The following is a 24,013-nucleotide window of genomic DNA, read 5'->3' as shown; positions in this document are numbered from 1 at the left end:
GCTGAAAAAGTGGGAAGGGCCATGAAGGAGGAGAACAAATGGGATTGGATGCAGATATCATTTTTCGAATCGCCGGTATAGGTATTATCGTGGCGTTTCTCGTTACGGTGTTGGATCAGATGGGGAAAAAGGAGTACGCACAATGGGTGACGCTGTTTGGGTTTTTATATATTCTGTTTCAACTAGCAACCATTGTGGATGATTTATTTAATAAGATCAAATCGGTCTTTCTATTTCAGGGCTAGAGGGGGCGGTTTGCGATTGATATTTTACAAATTGTCGGGATCGCGCTCGTATCCACGTTCCTAGCTATCATTATTAAGGAACAAACGCCGAATTTTGCATTCTTGTTTGTCGTATTTGTCGGTTGTACGATATTCCTTTTTCTCATTGATGAGATTGCACGCATTGTTCAGATGGTAGAAAGCATTGCGGTTGAGGCTAATATAAGCACTGTTTATGTAGAAACAATTTTGAAAATCATCGGGATTGCTTATATCGCTGAATTTGCGTCACAAATCTCAAAGGATGCGGGGCAAGGTGCGATTGCTTCAAAAATTGAATTAGGTGCTAAGATTTTAATTTTAGCGATGGCCGTTCCTATTTTGACAGTTCTCATTGAAACGATACTCAATCTACTACCAAGCACATAATCAGAGCAAAAGTTCTATTAGGGAAAGAGGCGAGAGCTGATGAAGCGTTTCCTCGGTGGATTGCTGCTCATCCTATTTCTCCTCACAAGCTTTTCATCAGTTGCGAATGGACAAGCACCAAGTAGCAGTGAGGAAAGGGAAGAAGAACAAATACTTGAAGAGAGCACTTTCTCCCAAGAGGGTTTTGTACAAAATCAGTTAGAAACATTAGAGTTGGACGAGCTAAGTTCATTTTGGAATGACATATTGGATGAATACGGTGGATTTTTACCGGAGAGTCAAAAAGGCAGTTTATTTGATTTCCTCAGCGGGGAGAAATCGTTTTCCATCGAGGCATGGTTTCAGGCATTTTTGCAATTTATTTTTTACGAAATACTTGCAAATGGAAAGTTACTCGGTACGCTCATCGTATTGACGATATTCAGCATCTTTCTACAGACGCTACAAAGTGCGTTTGAATCTGGAACGGTCAGTAAGGTAGCGTATGCCATTGTTTACATGGTACTGATCATTATTGCTTTGAATAGCTTTAAAATCGCTATGGATTATGCGAGCGATGCAATTACAACGATGATTCACTTTACCATTGCAATGATTCCACTATTGTTAGCGTTGATTGCATCCGCTGGAGGTTTTGTATCGGCAGCTTTCTTTCATCCAGTTATCATCTTTTTAATGAATACAAGTGGCTTTTTTATTAATACAGTGATTCTCCCTTTATTGTTCTTGTCAGCATTGTTAGGCATTGTGTCTACACTAAGTGAGCAGCACAAAGTTACGCAACTAGCGCAATTATTAAAAACATGGAGCATCGGCTTACTAGCTATATTTATGACGGTGTTTCTAGGAGTCATTTCTGTACAAGGTGCCACCGCTGCTGTTACAGACGGTCTAGCGTTACGAACAGCGAAATTTGTAACAGGGAACTTTATCCCTGTTGTCGGACGGATGTTTACGGATGCTGCCGATACAGTCATCAACGCTTCTGTTCTACTAAAAAATACAGTTGGACTAGCGGGAGTAGTTATCCTACTTGTCATAGTGGCATTTCCAGCCTTGAAGATTTTGATGATCGCGTTTATTTATAAGCTATCAGCAGCACTGCTTCAACCTTTAGGTGGAGGACCTGTTATTGAATGTCTCGACATTATTAGTAAAAGCGTTATTTATATTTTTGCTTCCTTGGCGATTGTCAGTCTAATGTTCTTTTTAAGCCTTACTGTGATTATTGCTGCCGGAAATGTGACGATGATGGTGCGTTGAAACGGAAAGCGGAAGGTGGTTGGTCAGGGGAACCGGCCCATCTCAGAACTGGAGAGAAGTTTTTCTTTAACATTCTAACGGATGGGTGACATACGCCGCGTCCCCTGTTCGACTGGTGCTAGACATTTACGAAGAGTAAGTCTATTTCGGTATTGCCGAAGGGGAGGTGCACAGGTGGAATATCTGATTCAATGGATCTCGAATATTCTCATTTTCGTTTTGTTTGCTGTTTTGGTGGATATGTTGCTCCCAAACAGTAATTTAAAGCGCTACACAAAAATGGTTACAGGTTTGTTGTTAATTACGATTATTCTTTCCCCTCTTTTTCGACTCGTCTCCCAGGACATTGAAAGTGCGCTAGGTCAGGTTCAAATGGACGAATGGAGTAAAGAAGTTCAGACAGAAAATTTGTTTGATACAAAGAAAACAGAAATACAAGCCTCACAACGTGCATATATGTTAGAACAGATGGCTGTCCAACTAAAGAAAAGCGTACAAGGGGAGTTGAGAGATGAATACGGTGTAGAAATAGCAGACATGCAAGTAGAAGTAGCGAAAGATCTAGATACGATGTATCCAGAAGACATTGAAAGCATGACGATCCAACTAACGCCGTATGAGGAAAACTCCGAGACACAAGACACGGTGGAGGTCATTGAAATTGTAGACATTGACACAGGAGAACCTAAGAAAGAGGATACCCAGACGGTTAAACAGATTGAACCTATACGTGACTGGTTACAGTCGACCTGGGGTATGGAAGGGGTTGCGTTTAATGTCTACTTTGAAGGAGAGGGGGAATGAAGGGAAATATGAACGAAACAGGGAACGATTCAAGTCCATTACAAAAGTTAAAACATTTTTTCTTCCCACCAAAAGAGGAAGCCCAGCAAGATGCTACTGAAAAAAAATCACAAGGGAAGAAACCAAAAGGGCCCCTTCTAGCCGTACTACTTGTAGCAGGGGTTGGCATCATGGCTGTGAGCAGTTTCACTACCCCGACTGAAGAGCAGGATTCGTCCATAGAAGCATTTGAGGAAACTGCCTCTAAAGATGTAGAGACGTTTGGAAACGGAAAAGCCTCCGCATCGAATGCATCCATCGCTGAGTATGAAAAGTATTTTGAAGACCAATTAAAAACAGCACTGGAGGATGCGATGGGCATTGATGAAGTGCAAGTTGTCGTTACACTGGAGTCCTCAGAAATGAAGCAATATGAGAAAAACGTAGTAGAGGATCGTCAAGTGACGAACGAAACGGATCGCGAAGGTGGCAAACGTACTGTAGAAGACTCTTCTATAGATAAGCAAGTGGTCATCATTCGTGAAGGGGATAAGGAAATTCCACTCTTACGGGGAACGGTGCAACCAGAAGTTCGTGGGGTGCTTGTCGTCGCAAAGGGTGCTGAAAATATTCAATTAAAAAAATGGATCATTGAGGCAGTAACGCGCTCGCTGGATGTTCCAAGCCACCGTGTAGCTGTACTGCCCATGAAAGGGGAATAAGTAAATGTTGTTAAAAAAACAAACTGTATGGCTTCTAACGATGTTAAGTCTAGTAGTAGTTCTGAGTGTGTATTACATTACAAGCCCTGAAGGTGGGCCTGGAAACATGGCAAGTGTTGAAGAAGAAAGCGGAGCAACGGAAAATGTAAGTGAAGACGAAATAGCAAATGAAGATGTCGCTAGCATGTTTGATGCGGATGAGTTGGAAGGTATGTTTGCAGAAGCTGGGGACGAGGTTTTTGAAGCCTTACGTCTTGAACGTTCAGACATCCGCTCCATGAAGACGGAAGAACTAGAAGATATGATTGCTTCTAGTGAGCTCTCCGCCCTCGAAAAAAGTGAGTTAATGGATGAAATGCAAACTTTGCAAGAACTCTCGGCAGTAGAAGGAGATTTAGAAAAAGTTATTCGTTCTTTAGGCTATTCAGATGCACTTGTGCAAGCTAACGGTGACGATGTAAAAGTTGTTGTCAAAGCTAACGAACTTTCTCGGACAGCAGCAGATGAGATCATTCAGCTCGTTTACGCAGAAATGGGATCAATCAACGCAGTAGCCGTTGAATTCCAACCAGAATAACTAAAAAACACGAGCTCAGGCGTCCTGATGCTCGTGTTTTCTATTATTCCATCACCCCCCTAATTAGAATAGACATCATGACTAATACAGGTTGTTTAAAATGAGGGGGCATGTTGAAGTAGAAATTCTTTAAAGCATTGTACAAAGTCTTTCTCTTATCGTATGATATTAGTAGCTAGTCCTAAATAAGGAACCTGCGCAAGAACAAGGATGTAAGGAGTGACAATGATGTTAAAAGTGCAAGAAATTCGTGAAATCATAAAACTCATCGATCAGTCATCCATTGATGAATTCGTCTATGAATTGGACGGTGCAAAGATTGAAATGAAAAAAAAGACCGGTACCATTGTTTCTGAACCTGTACAAGTACCTGCCCCGCAAGTGCCAGTACAACAAGCACCGGTAGCACAGACAGCAGGTGCACAACAACCTGCAGTATCGCCAGCTGTTCAAGAATCTACCGTATCAGTCCCACAACCCGATAAAAAGGAAGGACTCACAGAAATTACGAGTCCAATGGTCGGTACGTTCTATCAAAAGCCATCTCCTGACGCCGACACTTACGTTAAAGTAGGAGATCGAGTGGATGCTTCTACAGTCGTATGTATTGTAGAGGCAATGAAACTGTTTAATGAAATTGAAGCCGAGGCCACTGGAGAAATTGTAGAGATTTTAGTAAAGGATGGACAACTGGTGGAGTATGGTCAGCCGTTGTTCTTAGTGAACCCTGAGTAAGGAGCGAAACTATATGATTCGTAAAGTATTAGTAGCGAACCGAGGAGAAATTGCGGTGCGCATTATTCGAGCCTGTCATGAGCTAGGAATGGAAGCTGTAGCAGTTTATTCAGAGGGTGATAAGGAAGCTTTACACGTGCAAATTGCTGACGAAGCCTATTGCATCGGCCCCCATCCTTCAAAAGACAGCTATCTTAACTTCTCAAACATGATGAGTATTGCTAAGTTAACTGATTGCGATGCGATTCACCCTGGGTATGGATTTTTAAGTGAGAATGCTGACTTTGCAGAACTATGCAAAGAATGCCACATAACCTTTGTAGGACCGAGTGGGGAAGCCATCTCAAGAATGGGCACAAAAGATGTGGCCCGTGAAACGATGCGAAGCGCGAATGTGCCAATTGTCCCCGGCTCTACTGGAATTGTGGAAACAGATGAAGATGCCAAAAAAATTGCGAACGAGATCGGCTATCCTGTTATTATTAAAGCAACAGCAGGTGGCGGTGGAAAAGGGATCCGGGTGGCACGAGACGAGAAAGAATTACTAAAAGGGATTCATATTACTCAACAAGAAGCCATGACGGCCTTTGGGAATCCTGGTGTCTACTTAGAGAAGTACATAGAAGATTTTCGCCATGTAGAAATTCAAGTTCTTGCTGACCAGCACGGAAACACGATTCATCTAGGAGAGCGTGACTGTACGATTCAACGTCGCTTACAGAAGTTGGTTGAAGAAACACCTTCCCCAGCGATCACACCAGAAATTCGTGAAAAAATGGGGAATGCAGCAGTAAAGGCTGCCGAAGCTGTTGATTATGAAGGGGCTGGAACGATAGAATTTATTTATGACCATAAAGAACAGACATTCTACTTTATGGAAATGAACACACGTATTCAAGTAGAGCACCCAGTAACAGAGATGGTAACCGGAATTGATCTCGTTAAAGAGCAGTTACTTATTGCTTCTGGAAAACCACTTTCAGTCAATCAAGAGGAAGTAACATTCAACGGATGGTCCATTGAATGTCGGATTAACGCAGAGAATCCTCAAAAGCAGTTCATGCCTTCGCCCGGTAAAATACAGATGTATTTGCCTCCAGGAGGGCCAGGTGTGCGCGTTGATTCTGCGGTTTATCCAGGGTACACAATTCCCCCGTACTACGATTCCATGATAGCGAAACTAATCGTTCATGGTTCGACACGAGAGGAAGCCATTGCTCGGATGAAAAGAGCGCTCTCTGAATTTGTTATTGAGGGCATACACACAACGATTGAATTTCACGAACGGTTACTTGCACACGAAACGTTTGTGAAAGGGGATTTTAACACGAAGTTCCTTGAACTGCATGACGTGTACGATTCGTAAATACCTACGGAGGTGTAACGATGAGCGAACAACAACAAAAACCGTTGCAAATGAATCAGGAAAATTCGAGTTTAGGAAAAGTGGAAATTGCACCAGAAGTCATTGAGGTCATTGCAGGTATTGCCGCAAGTGAGGTAGAAGGTGTCTCGCAAATGCGAGGGAATTTTGCTTCTGGTGTGGCAGAACGACTTGGGAAAAAGAATCACGGAAAAGGAATTAAAGTAGATCTTGCTGAGGAAGGCATTGTGGTCGATGTTTATTGCTTTATAAACTTTGGTGTTTCTATTCCAAACGTCGCCCAACAAATCCAGGATAACATTCGCCAAGCTTTAATCAATATGACCGCTTTAGATGTAGATGAAGTAAACATCCACGTTGTAGGGATTCAATTCGAAACCCAAAAGGATGAAAGCGATTACGACCAAGAAATATAAGGAATTTGGGCGAAACGTATAAAGCGTTTCGTCCATTTTTATTGCACCCGTGATAGTGCAGAAAGTTGCTATAAGTGCAGGCAGGTAACGGTGCTTTAGAAATCGGCAACCCCTTTTTTAGACATATCCCACTTTTCAGACACTAGAAAAGACCTTATTCCGTGTGATATAGTCACTTTGATGCATTTGAAAAAGGAGAGCACGTATGAAACGCCATGAAGCTAGAAAAAAAGCGTTACAAGCGCTTTATCAAATCGATATAACTGAACATAACGTAGAGGAAGCTCTTCACTCTGTAGTCGAAGAAGGGGAATCTCCCGATGGATATTTACACGACTTAGTGTGTGGAGTCATCGAGAACAGAGCACAAATTGACGAGTGGCTCGAGGCTCATTTAGAAAAATGGAAACTCACACGTGTAGGAGTAGTGGAGCGAAATGCGTTGAGAATAGGTGCTTATGAGCTGAAGTATAGCACGGAAGTACCGGCGAATGTTGCGATGAATGAGGCGATTGAAGTGGCAAAAACGTTTGGTGATGAACAATCGGGAAAATTTGTGAATGGAGTCTTATCGAAACTCAAACGTTCCTTAGATAACGAATAGAACGGAGAGTGAATGATGTCTATGCAAGAAGCGCAAACGATAGATGGGAAAGCAATTGCCGGGAACATTCGTGCTGAGTTACAACGACAAGTAGAACAATTAAAAAATGAAGGGATTACACCTAGTTTAGCAGTTATCTTACTTGGTGACGATCCGGCTAGTACTACGTATGTATCTATGAAAGAAAAGGCATGCAAAAAAATGGGGATTCACTCAACCGTTATTCGAAAGTCAAAAGAAACTACTCAGCAAGAATTACTAGACATGATTGCAGCCTTAAACGCAGATGATTTGGTTGATGGAATTCTCGTACAGTTACCTCTTCCTGACCGCATTGATGAACAATACTGTTTAGACGCCATTTCTCCAGAAAAGGACGTAGATGGTTTCCACCCAGTAAACGTAGGTCGCATGATGTCAGGCCAAGATGCTTTTCTTCCATGCACGCCGTTTGGAGTTATGAAGCTTTTGGAAGCGATTGATTTTGATGTGACAGGGAAGCACGCGGTTGTTATTGGTCGGAGCGGAATAGTTGGAAAACCGATGGGACAGCTCCTATTGGCTGCAAATGCAACGGTGACGATGTGCCATTCAAAAACAGTCAATCTTCGAGCATTCACAAAGCAAGCCGACGTTGTCATTAGTGCTATTGGTCGACCCAAATTCCTGACTTCTGACTACTTTAAAGAGGGTGCAGTCGTTATCGATGTAGGGACAAGCCGCGCGGAAGACGGAAAGTTAAGTGGGGACGTAGACTTTGATGACGTCAAAGATGTAGCGTCTTATTTGACCCCCGTTCCTGGCGGAGTTGGTCCCATGACGATTACGATGCTCCTCCATAACACGGTCACCTCTGCTAAGCGTAGACGAAAAAAATAATGAATGATGGGAGAAGCCCTGGCTGTAAGAGGGCTTCTTTCTTATGGCTATCGACAAAGTCCTCCTCGCTTCTTATAGTAGAAGCGACTATACTAAATAGATAAAGAGCGAAAAAGGACGTGATAACTTGTCCAATCAGCGTGTATTGACAGTTAAAGCGCTTACAATGTACATAAAGCAAAAATTCGAACGTGACCCACACCTTCAGCGCATCTTCGTAAAAGGAGAATGCTCTAATGTAAAGCTTCATTCTAGTGGGCATATGTACTTCACACTCAAGGATAGCGGAGCACGTATTCAAGCAGTCATGTTCCAAAAGAACGTGCAAAGTCTAAAATTCACTCCCGAAGAAGGTATGCAGGTGATTGTGGAAGCCCGTGTATCTCTTTTTGAAAAGTCAGGAACGTATCAACTGTACGCGAGTGGGATGGAACCAGACGGAATTGGAGCCTTATACGTTGCCTATGAGCAGTTAAAGGAAACGTTGCAGCAACAAGGATGGTTTTCCGAAGCTCGTAAAAAGCCATTGCCACGATTTCCGATGACAGTGGGGGTTGTTACGTCACCTACTGGAGCAGCCATAAGAGATATCATTACGACACTAGATCGTCGCTTCCCACAAGCCCGTGTGCTTTTATTTCCGGTACTTGTCCAAGGAGATCGTGCGAAGGTGTCTATTGTTGAGGGGATACAGCGAGCCAATGATCAAAAAGTGGACGTATGCATCGTTGGACGTGGTGGTGGTTCTATAGAAGAGTTATGGGCGTTTAATGAAAAAGAAGTCGCTACTGCCATTTTTCAAAGTCATGTTCCTATTATTTCGGCAGTCGGTCACGAAACCGATGTAACAATTGCTGACTTCGTTGCAGACAAACGTGCACCGACTCCAACAGCCGCCGCAGAGATTGCTGTTCCTCATCACACGGAGGTGCTGGCGGCTTTACGTCAGTGGAACGTAAGGTTGACCAAGTCCATACAGCAAAAAGTCTCACTGGATGAAGCTCGGCTTAAACGTGCTATCTCCTCTTATGCGTATCGAAATCCAGGGCGCCTTATAGAAGAGAAGATGCTTGTGTTAGATCGCTTGAAGGAAAAGTTAGTAAAGGATATGAAGAGCACTATTCAGTGGAAGGCACTACGGCAACACGACATTCAGGCACGTTTACGGCGCGTAAGATTAGATAAGCTCGTGGAACGAAAGCGACAAACTTTGGAACAAGTGGAAAAGGCAATACATCGCGTAAGTCGACGTCAAGTAGATAGTAGTAGTGAACAGTTTGGACAAGTTCTTTCTAAATTAGAGACGTTGAACCCATTGGCTGTGTTAAAGCGTGGTTATACAGTCACTTATACAGAAGACGGGAAAGTTCTTTCTAAGACGACCCAAGTACAGCAAGGGGATACAATTAATCTTTCCGTTACAGATGGAACGATAATAACAGAAGTTCAGTTCGTGGATAGAGAGGGGAAGAAAGACGATGAGTGAGGAAAGTACCTTAACCTTTGAAGAAGCGTTACAAAAATTAGAGAAAATCGTTGAGCATCTAGAAGCTGGTGATGTCCCACTTGAAAAAGCGTTGTCTTACTATAAAAAAGGAATGGAATACTCTCAATTTTGCCATGACCAACTTCAAAAAGCGGAAAAACAACTTGTTGAAGTGGTTGGAAAAGACGGAGAGACTGTGAAGTTTGACCTTGATGAGGGGGAAAACTCGTGACATCAGTTAAAAAAACTGAACAAACGCTACAAGAATGGAAGGAACAAACAGAACGTTTTATGTTAGAACACGTTCAAAGTTTAACAACTCCTTCCTCCCTCCAAAAGGCAATGCTCTATAGTTTGCAAGCGGGGGGGAAGCGCATTCGCCCTTTACTTTTATTAGCCACTGTGAAAGCACTGGGTAAACAGATCGAACAATCCATCCCTGTAGCCGCTGCGTTAGAGATGATTCATACGTATTCGTTAATACACGATGACCTTCCGAGTATGGATGACGATGATTTACGTCGAGGGAAGCCCACAAACCATAAGGTATTCGGAGAAGCGACTGCGATTCTTGCAGGTGATGCCCTTCTCACACAGGGTTTTTCTTTAGTGGCGCAAGCTGAGGTAACTGATGCTCAAAAAGTGCAACTTATTTCTGCTTTTTCAGATGCCGCTGGAGCACAAGGGATGGTGGCAGGACAAATAGAAGATATGGAAGCTGAAAAACGGACTGTCTTAGTGGATGAACTTCAAGCCATTCATCGTAAAAAAACAGGAAGGCTTCTTACATATGCTGTGGAGGCAGGCTGCATTCTAGCTGAGGCTGAAATTACGCAAAAGGAAGCGCTCGTACTCTTCAGTCATCACCTCGGCCTGGCCTTTCAAATTCAAGACGACATTTTAGATGTGGAAGGGAATGCCAGAACGCTTGGTAAAAATATAGGCAGTGACATGGTGAACGAGAAAAGTACCTATCCAGGGCTCCTTGGTCTTGAGGGAGCGAAGGCCCACCTGCATGAAGAGGTAGTCGCGGCACTAAGAGCTTTGGAGGAAGCGAAGGTAAAAAGTAACGAACTGATGTACTTAGCTCAACTTATTCAAAACAGGCAGAATTGAACCTGCGTGCTGTCATGTATTTTCCTGAGGATTGTTGCTTTGTGAAAAAAAGGATAATGGTGGTTTTTTTACCACAACTTTGCCGTGAAAAGTGACACAGTTTTTCGGGTGTGGTATACTTTTATGCAAATTGGATGGTGCAGTATTCTAGTCGGTTCTCCGTATTGGAAGGTGGGGCTAAAAATCCACTCAAGGGTACTAAAGACCCCGAAGATTACGGGTCATAGATGCGCTGTACTTTACAAATGGGGATTGAAAGTTCAGAGCGCAGCCTGCCTTGCGCAAAACCGTTGTGAGGAGCATGGATCAACATCAAAAGGTGGCCACCTTTGTGATGATATACTTGACCATGCGCTCCCTATTTTGCAAAATAGGCTAATTTACGGTAAGAACTGCCCGAGGAAAACTCCTAGACTGTTCAATTTGAAGCATGTAGGGAGTTGTGGTACGGACTAAGTGGCAATCCAGTCTAGTGATCGGCAACGACGCTAACTCTTCCTGAAAGGGGAACCGCCTGTATGGTGACATCAGGTGGAAGGGTGGGAAATCCTACTGGACCTAAGCCGTAAGATTACCTCTTCATGTGACCATTCAAAATCTAAGAGAAGAGAATAACTGGAGGAAGACGTTTGTCTTCTATTTCCTATAATTTCACATAGTACTGGAGTATGACCCATAAATGAAAAAAGTCATTCTTACCTCGCTGAAATGGAGTATGAGTATCGCCGTTATCACGTTCGTGTTAGCGGCTCTTTTTTCAATGATTTCCAACACGTTGCTAGGCAGTTTAACTTGGACGTTGGGTTTAGGGGTCGTATTCATTATCGTCTTAATCGGTGTAGTATTTGATATGATGGGGATGGCAGCAGCGGCTGCCGACGAATCTCCCTTTCACGCGATGGCGTCAAGGAAAGTGTACGGTGCAAAGCATAGTCTCAGAATTGTAAAAAATGCTGATCGATTTTCTAGTTTTTGTAACGATGTGATTGGGGATATTTCGGGTATTATTTCAGGGGCAGCTTCAGCAACTGTCATAGTTACGTTAACCCATTCAATACAAGAAGGGAACAATGCCTCTCTTGAAGACGGGCTGAATGTGCTGTTAACAAGCTTCATCGCAGCACTTACTGTGGGAGGGAAAGCATTAGGGAAAACGATTGCTATTAAATTTTCTAAAAACATTATTCTAAGAGTAGGGTGCGTTCTTCAGTTGCTAGAGGAACGATTTTATATAACAGTGCTTGTAGATCCGAAAATAAAGAACAGGAAAAAGAAAAGAAAGTGAGTTGTATTAGGATGGATCTTACATCGATTCAGAATCCTTCTTTTTTAAAGAACATGAACATGAGCGAACTTGAGGCACTTAGTGAGGAAATTCGCCGATTTCTTATTGAAAAGTGCTCTGTTACAGGTGGTCACATCGGTCCCAATCTAGGCGTTGTGGAACTTACAGTCGCGCTTCATAAAATGTTCGACAGTCCGAAAGATAAAATCTTATGGGATGTTGGACACCAATCGTATGTACACAAGATTTTGACTGGACGTGCACAGGATTTTGGCAGCCTCCGAGAATACCAAGGTCTGTGCGGATTTCCGAAACGAAATGAAAGCGAACACGATGTATGGGAAACAGGTCATAGTTCAACAAGTCTCTCTGCAGCTATGGGTATGGCAATTGCTCGCGATGTCAAAAAAGAATCCTCCTATATTCTGCCTGTCATCGGTGATGGTGCATTAACTGGTGGAATGGCTCTAGAAGCACTGAACCATATTGGGCATGAACAAAAAGATATGATCGTTATTTTAAATGATAATGAAATGTCCATTGCGCCTAACGTAGGTGCTCTTCATAATGTCCTTGGCAAGTTGCGTACAGCAGGGAAATACCACTGGGTAAAAGACGAATTAGATTATTTATTGAAAAAGGTCCCGGCTGTTGGGGGGAAAATGGCCAAAACTGCTGAACGTGTGAAAGATAGCTTGAAATATTTGTTCATCTCAGGCATGTTTTTTGAGGAGCTTGGGTTTACGTATCTTGGCCCTGTGGATGGACATTCGTATGAAGACTTATTTGAAAACTTAGCTTATGCAAAGAAAACAAAGGGACCTGTCTTGTTACATACGATTACGAAAAAAGGCAAAGGTTATAAGCCTGCAGAAAATGACACGATTGGTACGTGGCACGGTACCGGGCCATATAAAATCGACTCCGGTGACTTCGTGAAGCCAAAGCCCGGAGCACCAGGCTGGAGTGCACTTGTAAGTGAAACTGTTCTCAAAGTAGCACGAGAAGATCGTCGTGTCGTGGCGATTACACCGGCAATGCCTGTAGGATCTAAGCTGGAAGGGTTTGCAAAGGAATTCCCTGATCGCATGTATGACGTAGGTATTGCAGAGCAGCATGCGGCAACGACTGCTGCAGGTCTTGCCACTCAAGGTATGAAGCCGTTTTTAGCGATTTACTCAACCTTCCTACAGCGTGCGTATGATCAAGTTGTTCATGATATTTGTAGGCAAAATTTAAATGTTTTTATCGGCATTGATCGTTCTGGACTCGTTGGGGCTGATGGAGAAACGCATCAAGGGGTGTTCGATATTGCCTTTTTACGACACCTTCCGAACATGGTATTAATGATGCCAAAGGATGAGAATGAAGGACAACATTTAGTTTATACAGCCTTACAATACAATGCAGGTCCAATTGCGATGCGTTTTCCGCGTGGAAATGGCATCGGGGTTCCTTTAGATGAGGAGTTGCAGCAAATCCAGATCGGTACATGGGAAGTGGTGCGAGAGGGAAGCGATGTCGCATTTCTCGCTGTGGGGCCTATGGTACAAATGGCTGAAGCAGCAGCAGACAATTTGCAATCGCAAGGTATTTCTGCTCGTGTCATCAATTCCCGTTTTATTAAACCGCTAGACGAAGCGATGTTGGCGCAGTTGTTCAAAGAAAATGTGCCAATCATTACGATGGAGGAGGCCGTTTTACAAGGTGGTTTCGGGAGTGCTATTGTTGAGTACGCTTCAGACCGTGGCGTAAATGTACCAATCCGGCGAATGGGAATCCCCGATCAGTTTATCGAGCATGGAAGTGTCGGGAAGCTTTTAGAGGATATCGGTCTTACAGTGGACGACGCTGTAGAAACAGCACAACAACTCGTTCAATCGAAACAGAAAAGAGCGTTCCTCTAATGAAGGAATCAAAAATACGTGTCGACACTCTACTCGTCGAACAAGGGCATTTTCCGACTCGTGAAAAAGCAAAGCGCGCCATTATGGCCGGGCTTGTGTTTCACAAAGAGACACGTGTTGATAAACCTGGGGAGAAGATTCCGTCTTCTTCCCTTTTACGTGTCAAAGGGAATCCGAACCCTTTCGTAAGTCGAGGCGGATATAAGCTAGAAAAAGCGATTACTTATTTTTCTTTGGATCTTACAGATAGAGTTTTATTAGATGTTGGTTCTTCTACTGGTGGATTTACTGATTGTGCCCTCCAAAACGGTGCCAGCCATTCTTATGCTGTAGATGTTGGAACGAACCAGTTGGATTGGAAGCTGCGAAGTGATGCGCGTGTAACAGTTATGGAGAAAACGAATTTTCGCCATGCTACTCGTGAGGATTTTAACGGGCCTAGACCGAACTTGGCAACTGCAGACGTGTCGTTTATTTCCTTGCGACACATCCTCCCGCCGCTTCGTGCCATTGCTGAGCCGATGTCACCGTGTGTTTTACTTGTAAAACCGCAGTTTGAGGCAGGAAAACAATCCGTTGGGAAGAAAGGAATTGTGAGGGATGCTTCTGTTCACAAGCAAGTGCTGGTCGAGCTGTTGTCTTTTGCCAAACAGTTAGGATTTTCTATACAGGGTCTCACGTATTCCCCTATCACTGGCGGAGATGGGAATATTGAATTCCTGCTGTATTGTGAAACACCTGACAATGACTTTTCAGATGATGTAGAGCTAGTTTTAGACGAAGCGGAACAACAAAAAATAGTCGACACCGTTCAAGAAGCACATGGACATTTTCCGAAACGGGATGGATAAAATGCTGAAAGAGTACTTTGCAACAAGTACTCTTTTTGCTTTGCTCTTTCTGCAGCGGTTATCTCCACTACTAGCTGAGGGTTCTTTGGAAAAGCACAACCCCTTAGAAAACAGCTTTGTTTTGCTTAACAGAGACTATAGCTGTAACTTATAACGTTCGGCTAATGAGTCTGAAATCGCTTCTAGCAGCGTCTTGAATGTGGTATGATTTCAGCATGGGAGCTTGTATACGTTTTGTGAGCGAAGGTGGAGGGAACAGTAGTGTTAAGTAAAGGACAGCGTCACATAAAAATTCGAGAAATTATAACGAACCGTGAGATTGAAACACAGGATGATCTTGTTGAACAATTGCGCGCAGCAGGGTTCGCCGTGACACAAGCAACGGTTTCGCGTGACATGAAAGAGTTACATTTGGTAAAGGTACCACTCATGGACGGTCGTTACAAATATAGTTTGCCTGCTGATCAGCGCTTTAATCCTCTACAAAAATTGAAGCGCTCGCTGATGGATTCATTTGTTCGGTTGGATAAGGCGGGACATCTAATTGTTATGAAGACATTGCCAGGCAATGCGCAGGCCTTAGGTGCGCTAGTAGACCACCTGGATTGGGAAGAAATATTGGGCACCATTTGTGGAGACGACACTTGTTTAATTATTTGTCGTTCTCCTGAAGATACAGAAGTGATCGCAAACCGCTTTCTGGACATGCTATAAAGGAGGCCTCCTTTTATGTTAGGACAATTGTCCATTAAGGATTTTGCCATAATTGATGAATTGACGGTTTCGTTTCAAGAGGGTCTGACGGCATTAACTGGTGAAACCGGTGCAGGTAAATCCATCGTAATAGATGCTATTTTACTGCTAGCAGGAAGAAGAGGCTCTCAAGACTTTGTTCGTCATGGTACAGACAAAGCAGAATTAGAAGGTCTTTTTTACGTCGATCCGAAACATCCTGTCTTGAACCGTTTGCAAGAATTTGGTCTTCCAATTGACGAAGAGATGCTTGTGATAAGACGAGATCTCTTTGCTACAGGGAAAAGTGTGTGTCGCATTAATGGCAAGCTTGTCACCATTTCCACCTTACGTGAAGTGGGTCAAAGTCTGCTTGATGTTCATGGGCAACACGATACGCAGCAGCTTCTTGACCGAAAACACCATCTAACCTTGTTAGATTCATTCGGTTCTGAGAAACTATTCGAAGCGAAGCGTACATACGGTGAGACGTATCGAACGTATGTGAGTGTGAAGCGAAAGCTTGCTGATTTATCAAGAAACGAACAAGAAACAGCACAGCGTCTTGATATTTTAAAATATCAAGCTGACGAGCTTAGTGGAGCGAACCTGCAGCTTGGAGAAGAAGAGGCTTTGCTGCAAGAAAGAGATCAGTTAGCTAACTACGAACAACTATATAAAGGGTTGCAGGCTGCTTATGATGCGTTGCAAGGGGAACAAAAAGGGTTGGATTGGGTCGGGTTGTCTCTTTCCCAGTTGGAACATGTCCAGTCCGTTTCCGATACGTATAAAAGCACGTATAATAAAGTGGCGGACGCCTTTTACACTTTAGAGGAAGAATGCTCAACGATTCGACATTTGTTAGACGATCTTGTTTATGATGAAAATAGGCTAAATGAAGTGGAAAGTCGCTTGGCAGAATTACAGCGCCTTGAAAAAAAATATGGTCCAACTGTAGAAGAAATGCTAGAGTATGCTTCAAAGATTGAAGAAGAGTTAGAGTCGCTTGAAAATCGAGAAAGTCATATTGCTCGCTTTCAAAAGGAATTAGCGGATGTCGAAGAAGAGCTCGTCTTAGAAGCACAAGTCCTTCATGCAGAGCGAAACCGGTGTGCACGAGCGCTAACAGAACAAGTACACGCTCACCTCCAGGATCTCTATATGGAAAGAACACGTATTGAAGTCCAGTTTGAGAAGCGATCAGGAAGTAACGAGTTCCAAGCGGATGGCGCATATACGTGTGATATTTTGTTTAGTGCGAACCTTGGAGAGCCATTAAAGCCCTTGTCAAAAGTAGCGTCGGGGGGTGAACTGTCGCGGTTCATGTTGGCGTTAAAACTTGTGTTCCGTCAGCATCAGGCAGCGGTATCCATTCTTTTTGACGAAGTAGATACTGGGGTAAGTGGGCGAGTAGCACAAGCAATGGCGGATAAAATTAGTTACCTCGCCTCGTTTGGTCAAGTGCTTTGTATTACCCACCTTCCTCAAGTAGCAGCACGTGCTAACTGTCATTACTTGATTCAAAAGGCGTATAGAGATAAAAGAACGTATACAACGATTTCGCCACTTTCTAAAACCGATCGAGTCGAAGAAATTGCCCGTATGATGAGTGGTGCTGATGTAACAAAAGCGACGAAGGATCATGCGAAGGAACTTTTGGAAACCACTTTATACGTATAAAATTCTAAAAAGCTTCTCTCACATGAGGAGCTTTTTTCTCTTTTTCACCAGTTATAAATGCGTATGTAGAAGGCAACATTAAGAATGTAGCCATTCAAAAAAGCGCGGGGCATTATTATTGACTAGTGCCTTAGGCCAGACTGAATGCAAGGATTTTGAAACGAGGAGAGTGAAACAATGAAGCGTTACCCAATCCGTATGATAGCTGGAATACTTCTCCTTGTTTCCATCCTCATCTTACCCTTTTTATACCCTGTACAAGCATGGATTAACATGCCAACTTCTCTTACCCTTATAGAGGGACAAGAAGAAACGTTTGCGTCATTTGGCGGTGAAGTTGTAGAACAGGACAATGCTATTGAAGTAACTGCTCAAGATGGCGAACAAAGCATTTCTGCTGGTGGTGTGGGTCAGCATGAAATGGTGTATGAACTTGCAGGATTTCCAATCAAAAAGGTGAATGTCGATGTCGTCAAAGATTTAAAAGTGTATCCAGGTGGTCAATCCATTGGTGTAAAATTGAATACGCTTGGCGTTTTAGTAGTTGGTCATCATTTAGTGGAAACTGGAGAAGGTCGTGTGTCTCCAGGAGAGAACGCAGGAATTGAAGTTGGCGACATCATCACGAAAATCAATGGAACAAAAGTGGAAAAGATGTCCGATATCGGTCCTTATGTCAAGCAAGCTGGAGAAAATGGGAAGCCATTACAACTTGAAGTAAGAAGAGAAGAAGAAACATTTGAGACTGAGTTGATGCCTATTCAGCAATCGGGTGAAGCGCAGTACAAACTTGGTTTGTACATTCGAGATTCCGCAGCAGGAATTGGTACGATGACTTTTTATGAGCCGAAGTCAAAAAAATATGGCGCTCTCGGTCACGTCATTTCCGATATGGATACGAAAGAGCCAATCGTTGTACAAGACGGTGAAATCATGCGCTCCATGGTCACGTCCATCGAAAAAGGACGTGGGGGAAACCCTGGAGAGAAACTTGCACGTTTTGCTGAAGACAAAAAAGTAATTGGAAATATAAAACGAAACAGTCCTTTTGGAATCTTTGGGGAACTGACAGACCCCATTCAAAACGGAATACTTGATGAGCCGATGTCGATCGCCCTTAGTCATCAAGTGAAAGAAGGACCTGCTCAAATTTTAACGGTAGTCGATGATGATAAGGTTGAGCTGTTCGATATTGAAATCATCAGTACCATTCCTCAAAAGTTCCCAGCAACAAAGGGGATGGTCATTAAAGTAACAGATCCGCGATTGCTTGAAAAAACAGGTGGTATCGTTCAAGGAATGAGTGGAAGTCCCATCGTTCAAGATGGAAAATTAGTTGGAGCTGTGACTCACGTATTTGTAAATGACCCGAAGTCTGGTTACGGCGTGCATATCGAATGGATGTTAGACGAAGCCGGCATCGATTTGTACGGAAATGATCTAAACCAAGCAAGCTAACCCTTTAAAAGTGGTTTACCCTTTTAAAGGGTTTTTTTTATGTCATTGGTATATTTCAGTGTTCGGAACATAAAGATTTTTCGACAAAACTTCTAAGTGGTTGCTGTCAAATGACGAATACAGTCGAATTGGAGAGAAAGAAAGAGAAAAGGTATGATTTTGTAGATTTTTTTACGAAATATAAAAAATTGAAAGGGATACTCTATTGCCTTGTCGAAACTGTACGTTAGAATAGACTATAGATGAAAATTTTGGTCGCTACATAATTGAGGAGGAAACAAATGTGAAGAAAATCAAGGTATGTATAGTGGATGATAACCGAGAGCTCGTTTCATTACTAGAAGAATATATTCAAGAACAAGACGATATGGACGTTGTAGGAATTGCTCGTAACGGACAAGAGTGTCTTGCTTTATTAGAAAATACTGAGCCAGACGTGCTCGTATTAGATATCATTATGCCACATCTTGATGGACTGGCAGTATTACAAAAAATGCGCGATCAAGGAATTCGCTTTCCACACGTTGTAATGCTGACGGCGTTTGGTCAAGAGGACGTGACGAAAAAAGCAGTAGAGCTAGGTGCGTCTTATTTTGTTTTAAAGCCTTTTGATATGGACAATTTGACCAACATTATTCGGCAAATGGGAGGAGCGCAATCTCCGCAGCCGAAAAAAATGTCAGGCTCCATGAGACATTCCTTTCAACCAGAGCCGCGTGAATACAATTTGGACGCAAGTATTACAAGTATTATTCATGAGATTGGTGTGCCAGCACACATAAAAGGATACTTATATTTACGTGAAGCCATTTCTATGGTTTTCAACGATATCGAATTATTAGGCTCTATTACAAAAGTGCTATACCCAGACATTGCCAAGAAATACAACACTACGGCAAGTCGGGTCGAGCGTGCTATTCGTCACGCCATAGAGGTAGCGTGGAGTCGTGGAAACATTGAGTCTATCTCTTCCCTCTTCGGTTATACGGTGAGCATGACGAAAGCAAAACCGACCAATTCAGAATTTATCGCAATGGTCGCTGACAAGCTTCGCCTTGAGCACAAAGCATCTTGAAAGGGTAAGGACGACGCATAAGGATCCGACACCTATACCGAAGTAGTCTGGAGGGAATGTTTATGGGCACTTTGATTTTTGCACATCGCGGATCGAGTGTACGTGAACCGGAAAACACGCTTGTGTCGTTTCAAAGGGCTGAACAAGAGGGCGCTGATGGCATTGAGTTAGACGTGCAAATGACAAAGGATGGCGAACTTGTCGTAATTCATGATGAAACAGTCAATCGAACGACAAATGGTAAAGGGTTTGTGAAGGATTTTACGTATGTTGAACTTACACAGCTTCGCATTGTCGACAAGAAAAACAAACGTATTTTTCCACGTAGTGGTGAACGTATTCCTACCTTATCAGAGGTATTTCGGTGGTTGAAAACGACAAACCTTCTTTGTAATATTGAGTTAAAGAACTCTGTTATCTTCTATCCAAACCTAGAGGAACGTGTAGTTCAAGAAGTCAAGGATTTTGGGCTTGAGGATCGTGTCGTGTACTCATCATTTAATCATGATAGCCTTGCCCATATGCTTCGAATCGATCCACATGCTGAAACAGCTGTACTGTATAAAGAAATACTTCATCAACCGTGGAAGTATGTTCAGTCGTTTGGAGCGCGGGGCATTCATCCGAGCTGGAAATCACTTACTCAGGACGTGCTTTTGGAAACGATTGAAAACGGAATAGCTGTGCGCCCGTATACTGTGAACCGAAGACTAGTTATGGAACAACTTTTTCGTTTGCAATGCACAGCCATTTTTACAGATGATCCTTTAAAAGCAAAAAATGTATACGCAAGTTTGAACTTATAAACATTTCATTACATGAGTAATTGCTACTGAAAAAAACCGAGCGACCTTAGCGGGTGGCTCGGTTTTGCTTTTGGAATCGTTTTTGTACGTTATTTCGCTTTCGGTCACGGTGTAGGATAAATCCGGCGACAAAGGCAATGCCTAAAACAGTGAACAAAAGGCCAATGATCCCTTGCACCCATAGTGCAGGAAACGGAGGTTGCAAAATAGCGAAAGTCATATCTCTCATTATTTTAATCCCGTATCCGGCTAGAAAACCGGGAACAACTAGAACTAACAATGCAAAAATCCTCACCACATCAATTCCACCTTTCTACTTCTTTCAACAATGAGATGGATCGTCCCATATTTAAAAGGACGGCTTACTCACATCCTATCGCATGAAAGACGATTGTCAAGTTGTGAAGAATACGATACACTACGAGTAGTGAGTGTGAAAGAATTGTCACACATAGTTGTTAATAGTATGAAAACTTATTCAAAGGTCGGTGCTACACCTTATGAAACAAAAGGTACTCATTGTAGGAGCGGGACAGGGAGGCACTTCGATCTTAAAAATGCTAGCGAAAACCGACTCGTTCCAAGTAGTGGGGGTCATTGATCTCAAAAAAGACGCCGTTGGCACGAGGCTGGCGGCTTCTCTTGGCATTTCTACGGGCACAGAATGGGAAGCTTTCTTGACTAAAGAAATAGACATTGTAATAGAGGTAACAGGGAAAGAAGACGTATTTCGCGCCATTCGTGACAAAAGGCATAAGCGAACTGTGTTGATCCCTGGTAGTGTAGCCTACATTTTAGCCCGCTTAATGGAAGAGAAGGAAGGTCTCATCCAAGCTCTTAGACATCAATCGTTTAAACAGGATCTTATTTTCAACTCAACAGATGATGGGATGATCGTTGTCGATGAACAAGCAAGAGTTCTTTACGTAAACAAAAGTGCTCAACGTATGGTAGGCATACGTGAACAAGAAGTTCAACACCAGCATGTACTATCTGTTATACCAGACAGTGGCTTGCCAAGAGTTTTGGAAACGAAGAGAACCGAAGCTAATCAAGAGCTTGTTTTACATAATGGAGTAAAAATCGTGACTACACGTACCCCGCTCATTGATGATCGTGGGGTACTGTTTGGGGCGGTAGCTGTTTTTAAAGATATCACTGAAGTGGTTCAATTAGCAGAGCAAGTGACGAATTTAGAAGAGATTCGCACGATGCTTCAAGCTATCATTCATTCTTCTGATGATGCGATTACAGTAGTTGATGACAAAGGAAATGGTCTGTTAATTAATCCTGCTTATACAAGAATTACGGGTCTTAGTGAAAAAGATGTTGTCGGAAAACCAGCCACGATAGATATATCTGAAGGTGAAAGTGTTCATCTGAAGGTGTTGCAAACACGAAAACCAATGCGTGGAGTTCGTATGAAGGTGGGACCAAGACGACGAGAGGTAATCGTAAACGTTGCTCCCATTATCGTTGGTGGCATTTTAAAGGGAAGCGTTGGGGTCATCCACGATATGTCGGAGATTCAGTCGCTTACGACCGAGTTGCATCGGGCACGCCGTATCATTCGTTCTTTGGAAGCAAAATATACGTTTGAAGATATTATTGGAGAAGCAGAAGAAATGGTGTTAGCTATCGAACAGGCAAAACTTGCAGCACGTACACCCGCCACCATTTTATTACGGGGGGAGTCTGGAACGGGCAAAGAGCTATTTGCCCATGCTATTCATAATGCAAGTGAACGTAAGTATAACAAGTTCATTCGTGTGAATTGCGCGGCTATCCACGAACATCTTCTGGAAAGTGAACTGTTCGGGTACGAAGAGGGATCCTTCACAGGTGCCTCTCGCGGCGGTAAAAAAGGCTTCTTTGAAGAGGCTGATAAAGGCACCATTCTCTTAGATGAAATTGGGGAACTTCCTCTACATACGCAGGCAAAATTATTAAGAGTACTTCAAGAAAAGGAAATTGTTCGCGTTGGAGGTACGAAACCTATTTCGGTAGACGTCCGTGTTATTTCTGCAACAAACGTAAATCTAGAAAAAGAAATGTCTGCGGGAAGATTTAGGGAAGACTTGTACTATCGTCTAAGTCGAATGCCGATCCATATCCCGCCGTTGAAAAAAAGAAAAGAAGACTTACCGGCACTTGTACTACGCCTCGTTGAGAAGTTGAATCAAGACTACGGTCGGAACGTAGAAGAGGTTGATCCGGCCGTTTTGGAGCAGCTTCGAGCGTACGATTGGCCTGGAAATGTAAGAGAGTTGGAGAATATAATTGGGCGAGCTATGATTTTTATGGAGTTTCATGAACAGAAATTATCGCTTTGCCATCTACCTACTCTAATGCCACGTCTTAGTAAAGCTAGTCCAATTAATCAGTATACTGAAGCTCAAGAGGATACCTTAGCGAATCGGGTCCGTGCCTATGAGACACAATGCATATTGTCGGCTATTTCTTCACATAACGGAAATAAAACCGAAGCCGCAAAATCTTTAGGCGTTTCGGTTCGTACGTTGTATAACAAATTAGAAAAATAAATACGTGCACGTATCTTCGTGAAGAAATCTTCATACTGTGAAAATGTTTTCGTGAATATATGCCGTAAATGCACATGTAATGGTTGGCATACATCTTGCAACTAGTAAAAGGAAAGGGTGTTATCCGTTGTCATTTGAGCAATTGCAACAAACACAAACAGCCGTACAGAAACAAGTAACTGTAGCTGTGGCAGCAGCTGAAGATTTGCTTGTTCTTGAGGCGGTCAGGCGGGCTCGTGAAGAGCAATTATGTGATTTCTTATTATACGGTGATCGCCATAAACTCTTTGATACACTTGAAGAACATACCCCGGAATTACTAAAAGACGACCACGTAACTTGTGTGCACACGTCTGATGAGGTCATCGCCTGCCAACAGGCCGTACGCGCAGTGCGACAAAACGAGGCGAATGTTCTCATGAAGGGGAATGTACCCACATCGACAATTTTGAAAGCAGTTCTAAATAAAGAACACGGGTTGCGCTCAGGTAAGTTATTGTCGCATGTGGCTATTTTTGAGGTGCCGGGATACGACAAATTTTTGTATATCACCGATGCGGGCATGAATATTGCTCCTACACTAGAGGAAAAACAACACATTTTGCAAAATGCTGTTTCTATTGCTCACAAAATGGGGGTTGAACTTCCCACAGTGGCGCCACTTGCAGCAGTGGAAGTGGTCAACCCGAACATGAGTGCCTCCACTGATGCAGCGCTACTGACCCAAATGAATCGTCGAGGACAGATCAAAGGATGTATCGTGGACGGGCCATTAGCATTAGACAATGCCATTAATCAAAAGGCAGCAGAGAAAAAAGGAATACACTCGGAAGTAGCCGGAAATGCGGATATATTGCTCGTTCCTACAGTTGAGTCTGGAAATATTCTGTATAAATCACTCATCTATTTTGCAAGTGCGAAAGTCGGTGCCGTTATAGCCGGTGCCAAAGCGCCGATTGTCCTCACTTCCCGATCGGATTCATCTGAAAGTAAGTGGAACTCATTATTAGTTGCGATCAAGACAGCTGAAGATATGCTCTAAACAAAAGAGGAGGAAC

General features: G+C 43.0%; 25 protein-coding genes. 24 read left to right on the top strand and 1 reads right to left on the bottom strand.

What is annotated here, in order from left to right:
• The first annotated feature begins 38 nt into the window (after positions 1–38).
• The 22 genes from spoIIIAC to HHK01_RS09720 all read left to right on the top strand — a co-directional run bounded on the left by spoIIIAC (position 39) and on the right by HHK01_RS09720 (position 20,412).
• A complete protein-coding gene (gene spoIIIAC, locus HHK01_RS09825; RefSeq protein WP_170007622.1) occupies positions 39–245 on the top strand; it encodes a stage III sporulation protein AC in 207 nt (68 codons plus the stop codon).
• Between the two features lie 21 nt (positions 246–266).
• On the top strand, positions 267–653 hold the full coding sequence (gene spoIIIAD / locus HHK01_RS09820; protein WP_170008748.1) for a stage III sporulation protein AD: 387 nt from the start codon (positions 267–269) through the stop codon (positions 651–653).
• Positions 654–692: 39 nt separating this feature from the next.
• The gene (spoIIIAE, locus tag HHK01_RS09815) at positions 693–1,916 is read left to right on the top strand and encodes a stage III sporulation protein AE (RefSeq protein WP_170007621.1); all 1,224 of its coding nucleotides are present in this window, start codon (positions 693–695) and stop codon (positions 1,914–1,916) included.
• A gap of 174 nt (positions 1,917–2,090) precedes the next feature.
• Positions 2,091–2,720, top strand: a complete 630-nt coding sequence (spoIIIAF, locus tag HHK01_RS09810) for a stage III sporulation protein AF (RefSeq protein WP_170007620.1) — start codon at positions 2,091–2,093, stop codon at positions 2,718–2,720.
• The gene (spoIIIAG, locus tag HHK01_RS09805; RefSeq protein ID WP_228027535.1) at positions 2,717–3,421 is read left to right on the top strand and encodes a stage III sporulation protein AG; all 705 of its coding nucleotides are present in this window, start codon (positions 2,717–2,719) and stop codon (positions 3,419–3,421) included. Before spoIIIAF ends, spoIIIAG begins: the two co-directional genes overlap by 4 nt.
• 4 nt (positions 3,422–3,425) lie before the next feature.
• On the top strand, positions 3,426–3,998 hold the full coding sequence (locus HHK01_RS09800) for a SpoIIIAH-like family protein (protein WP_170007619.1): 573 nt from the start codon (positions 3,426–3,428) through the stop codon (positions 3,996–3,998).
• A 228-nt stretch (positions 3,999–4,226) separates the two neighbouring features.
• Positions 4,227–4,733, top strand: a complete 507-nt coding sequence (gene accB, locus HHK01_RS09795; RefSeq protein ID WP_170008746.1) for an acetyl-CoA carboxylase biotin carboxyl carrier protein — start codon at positions 4,227–4,229, stop codon at positions 4,731–4,733.
• 13 nt (positions 4,734–4,746) lie between these two features.
• Positions 4,747–6,099 (top strand): acetyl-CoA carboxylase biotin carboxylase subunit, encoded by a 1,353-nt coding sequence (gene accC / locus HHK01_RS09790; RefSeq protein WP_170007618.1) that lies wholly within the window; start codon positions 4,747–4,749, stop codon positions 6,097–6,099.
• A 20-nt stretch (positions 6,100–6,119) separates the two neighbouring features.
• Positions 6,120–6,533 carry an Asp23/Gls24 family envelope stress response protein gene (locus tag HHK01_RS09785; protein ID WP_170007617.1) on the top strand — a complete coding sequence of 138 codons (414 nt, stop codon included), beginning with the start codon at positions 6,120–6,122 and terminating at the stop codon, positions 6,531–6,533.
• 205 nt (positions 6,534–6,738) lie between these two features.
• Positions 6,739–7,137, top strand: a complete 399-nt coding sequence (gene nusB, locus HHK01_RS09780) for a transcription antitermination factor NusB (protein WP_170007616.1) — start codon at positions 6,739–6,741, stop codon at positions 7,135–7,137.
• A gap of 21 nt (positions 7,138–7,158) precedes the next feature.
• The gene (gene folD / locus HHK01_RS09775) at positions 7,159–8,016 is read left to right on the top strand and encodes a bifunctional methylenetetrahydrofolate dehydrogenase/methenyltetrahydrofolate cyclohydrolase FolD (RefSeq protein WP_170008745.1); all 858 of its coding nucleotides are present in this window, start codon (positions 7,159–7,161) and stop codon (positions 8,014–8,016) included.
• Between the two features lie 127 nt (positions 8,017–8,143).
• Positions 8,144–9,502: an exodeoxyribonuclease VII large subunit gene (gene xseA, locus HHK01_RS09770; RefSeq protein WP_170007615.1), complete on the top strand. Its 1,359-nt coding sequence runs from the start codon at positions 8,144–8,146 to the stop codon at positions 9,500–9,502.
• Complete coding sequence (locus HHK01_RS09765; RefSeq protein ID WP_170007614.1) at positions 9,495–9,734, top strand: exodeoxyribonuclease VII small subunit; 240 nt, start codon at positions 9,495–9,497, stop codon at positions 9,732–9,734. Before xseA ends, HHK01_RS09765 begins: the two co-directional genes overlap by 8 nt.
• Positions 9,731–10,618, top strand: a complete 888-nt coding sequence (locus HHK01_RS09760; RefSeq protein ID WP_322619365.1) for a polyprenyl synthetase family protein — start codon at positions 9,731–9,733, stop codon at positions 10,616–10,618. The genes HHK01_RS09765 and HHK01_RS09760 overlap by 4 nt, the downstream gene beginning before the upstream one ends.
• A 679-nt stretch (positions 10,619–11,297) precedes the next feature.
• Positions 11,298–11,903 carry a hypothetical protein gene (locus HHK01_RS09755; RefSeq protein WP_170007613.1) on the top strand — a complete coding sequence of 202 codons (606 nt, stop codon included), beginning with the start codon at positions 11,298–11,300 and terminating at the stop codon, positions 11,901–11,903.
• Positions 11,904–11,914: 11 nt separating this feature from the next.
• On the top strand, positions 11,915–13,810 hold the full coding sequence (dxs, locus tag HHK01_RS09750) for a 1-deoxy-D-xylulose-5-phosphate synthase (RefSeq protein WP_170007612.1): 1,896 nt from the start codon (positions 11,915–11,917) through the stop codon (positions 13,808–13,810).
• Positions 13,810–14,661 carry a TlyA family RNA methyltransferase gene (locus HHK01_RS09745; protein ID WP_170007611.1) on the top strand — a complete coding sequence of 284 codons (852 nt, stop codon included), beginning with the start codon at positions 13,810–13,812 and terminating at the stop codon, positions 14,659–14,661. The genes dxs and HHK01_RS09745 overlap by 1 nt, the downstream gene beginning before the upstream one ends.
• 261 nt (positions 14,662–14,922) lie before the next feature.
• Positions 14,923–15,375 carry a transcriptional regulator AhrC/ArgR gene (gene ahrC / locus HHK01_RS09740; RefSeq protein ID WP_170007610.1) on the top strand — a complete coding sequence of 151 codons (453 nt, stop codon included), beginning with the start codon at positions 14,923–14,925 and terminating at the stop codon, positions 15,373–15,375.
• A 15-nt stretch (positions 15,376–15,390) separates the two neighbouring features.
• A complete protein-coding gene (gene recN, locus HHK01_RS09735; RefSeq protein WP_170007609.1) occupies positions 15,391–17,073 on the top strand; it encodes a DNA repair protein RecN in 1,683 nt (560 codons plus the stop codon).
• Between the two features lie 177 nt (positions 17,074–17,250).
• Positions 17,251–18,531, top strand: coding sequence for a SpoIVB peptidase (gene spoIVB, locus HHK01_RS09730; protein WP_170007608.1), 1,281 nt, complete (start codon positions 17,251–17,253; stop codon positions 18,529–18,531).
• A gap of 283 nt (positions 18,532–18,814) precedes the next feature.
• A complete protein-coding gene (gene spo0A / locus HHK01_RS09725) occupies positions 18,815–19,606 on the top strand; it encodes a sporulation transcription factor Spo0A (protein WP_170007607.1) in 792 nt (263 codons plus the stop codon).
• A gap of 62 nt (positions 19,607–19,668) precedes the next feature.
• Positions 19,669–20,412: a glycerophosphodiester phosphodiesterase gene (locus tag HHK01_RS09720; RefSeq protein WP_170007606.1), complete on the top strand. Its 744-nt coding sequence runs from the start codon at positions 19,669–19,671 to the stop codon at positions 20,410–20,412.
• A 46-nt stretch (positions 20,413–20,458) separates the two neighbouring features.
• Here HHK01_RS09720 and HHK01_RS09715 read toward each other — a convergent pair whose 3' ends face one another.
• Entirely contained in the window at positions 20,459–20,710 is a 252-nt protein-coding gene (locus HHK01_RS09715; protein ID WP_170007605.1) for a DUF2627 domain-containing protein, read from the bottom strand.
• Positions 20,711–20,912: 202 nt separating this feature from the next.
• Here HHK01_RS09715 and HHK01_RS09710 point away from each other — a divergent pair, with 202 nt between their 5' ends.
• Both HHK01_RS09710 and yqiS read left to right on the top strand, forming a co-directional pair.
• The gene (locus tag HHK01_RS09710) at positions 20,913–22,955 is read left to right on the top strand and encodes a sigma-54 interaction domain-containing protein (protein ID WP_170007604.1); all 2,043 of its coding nucleotides are present in this window, start codon (positions 20,913–20,915) and stop codon (positions 22,953–22,955) included.
• Between the two features lie 142 nt (positions 22,956–23,097).
• Positions 23,098–23,997 carry a phosphate butyryltransferase gene (gene yqiS / locus HHK01_RS09705; protein ID WP_228027741.1) on the top strand — a complete coding sequence of 300 codons (900 nt, stop codon included), beginning with the start codon at positions 23,098–23,100 and terminating at the stop codon, positions 23,995–23,997.
• Positions 23,998–24,013: the final 16 nt, after the last annotated feature.

It is taken from the genome of Bacillus fonticola (genome assembly GCF_012955605.1).
Lineage (GTDB): Bacteria > Bacillota > Bacilli > Bacillales > JC228 > Bacillus_CG > Bacillus_CG fonticola.
This window is presented reverse-complemented; position numbering and strand designations above follow the sequence as displayed.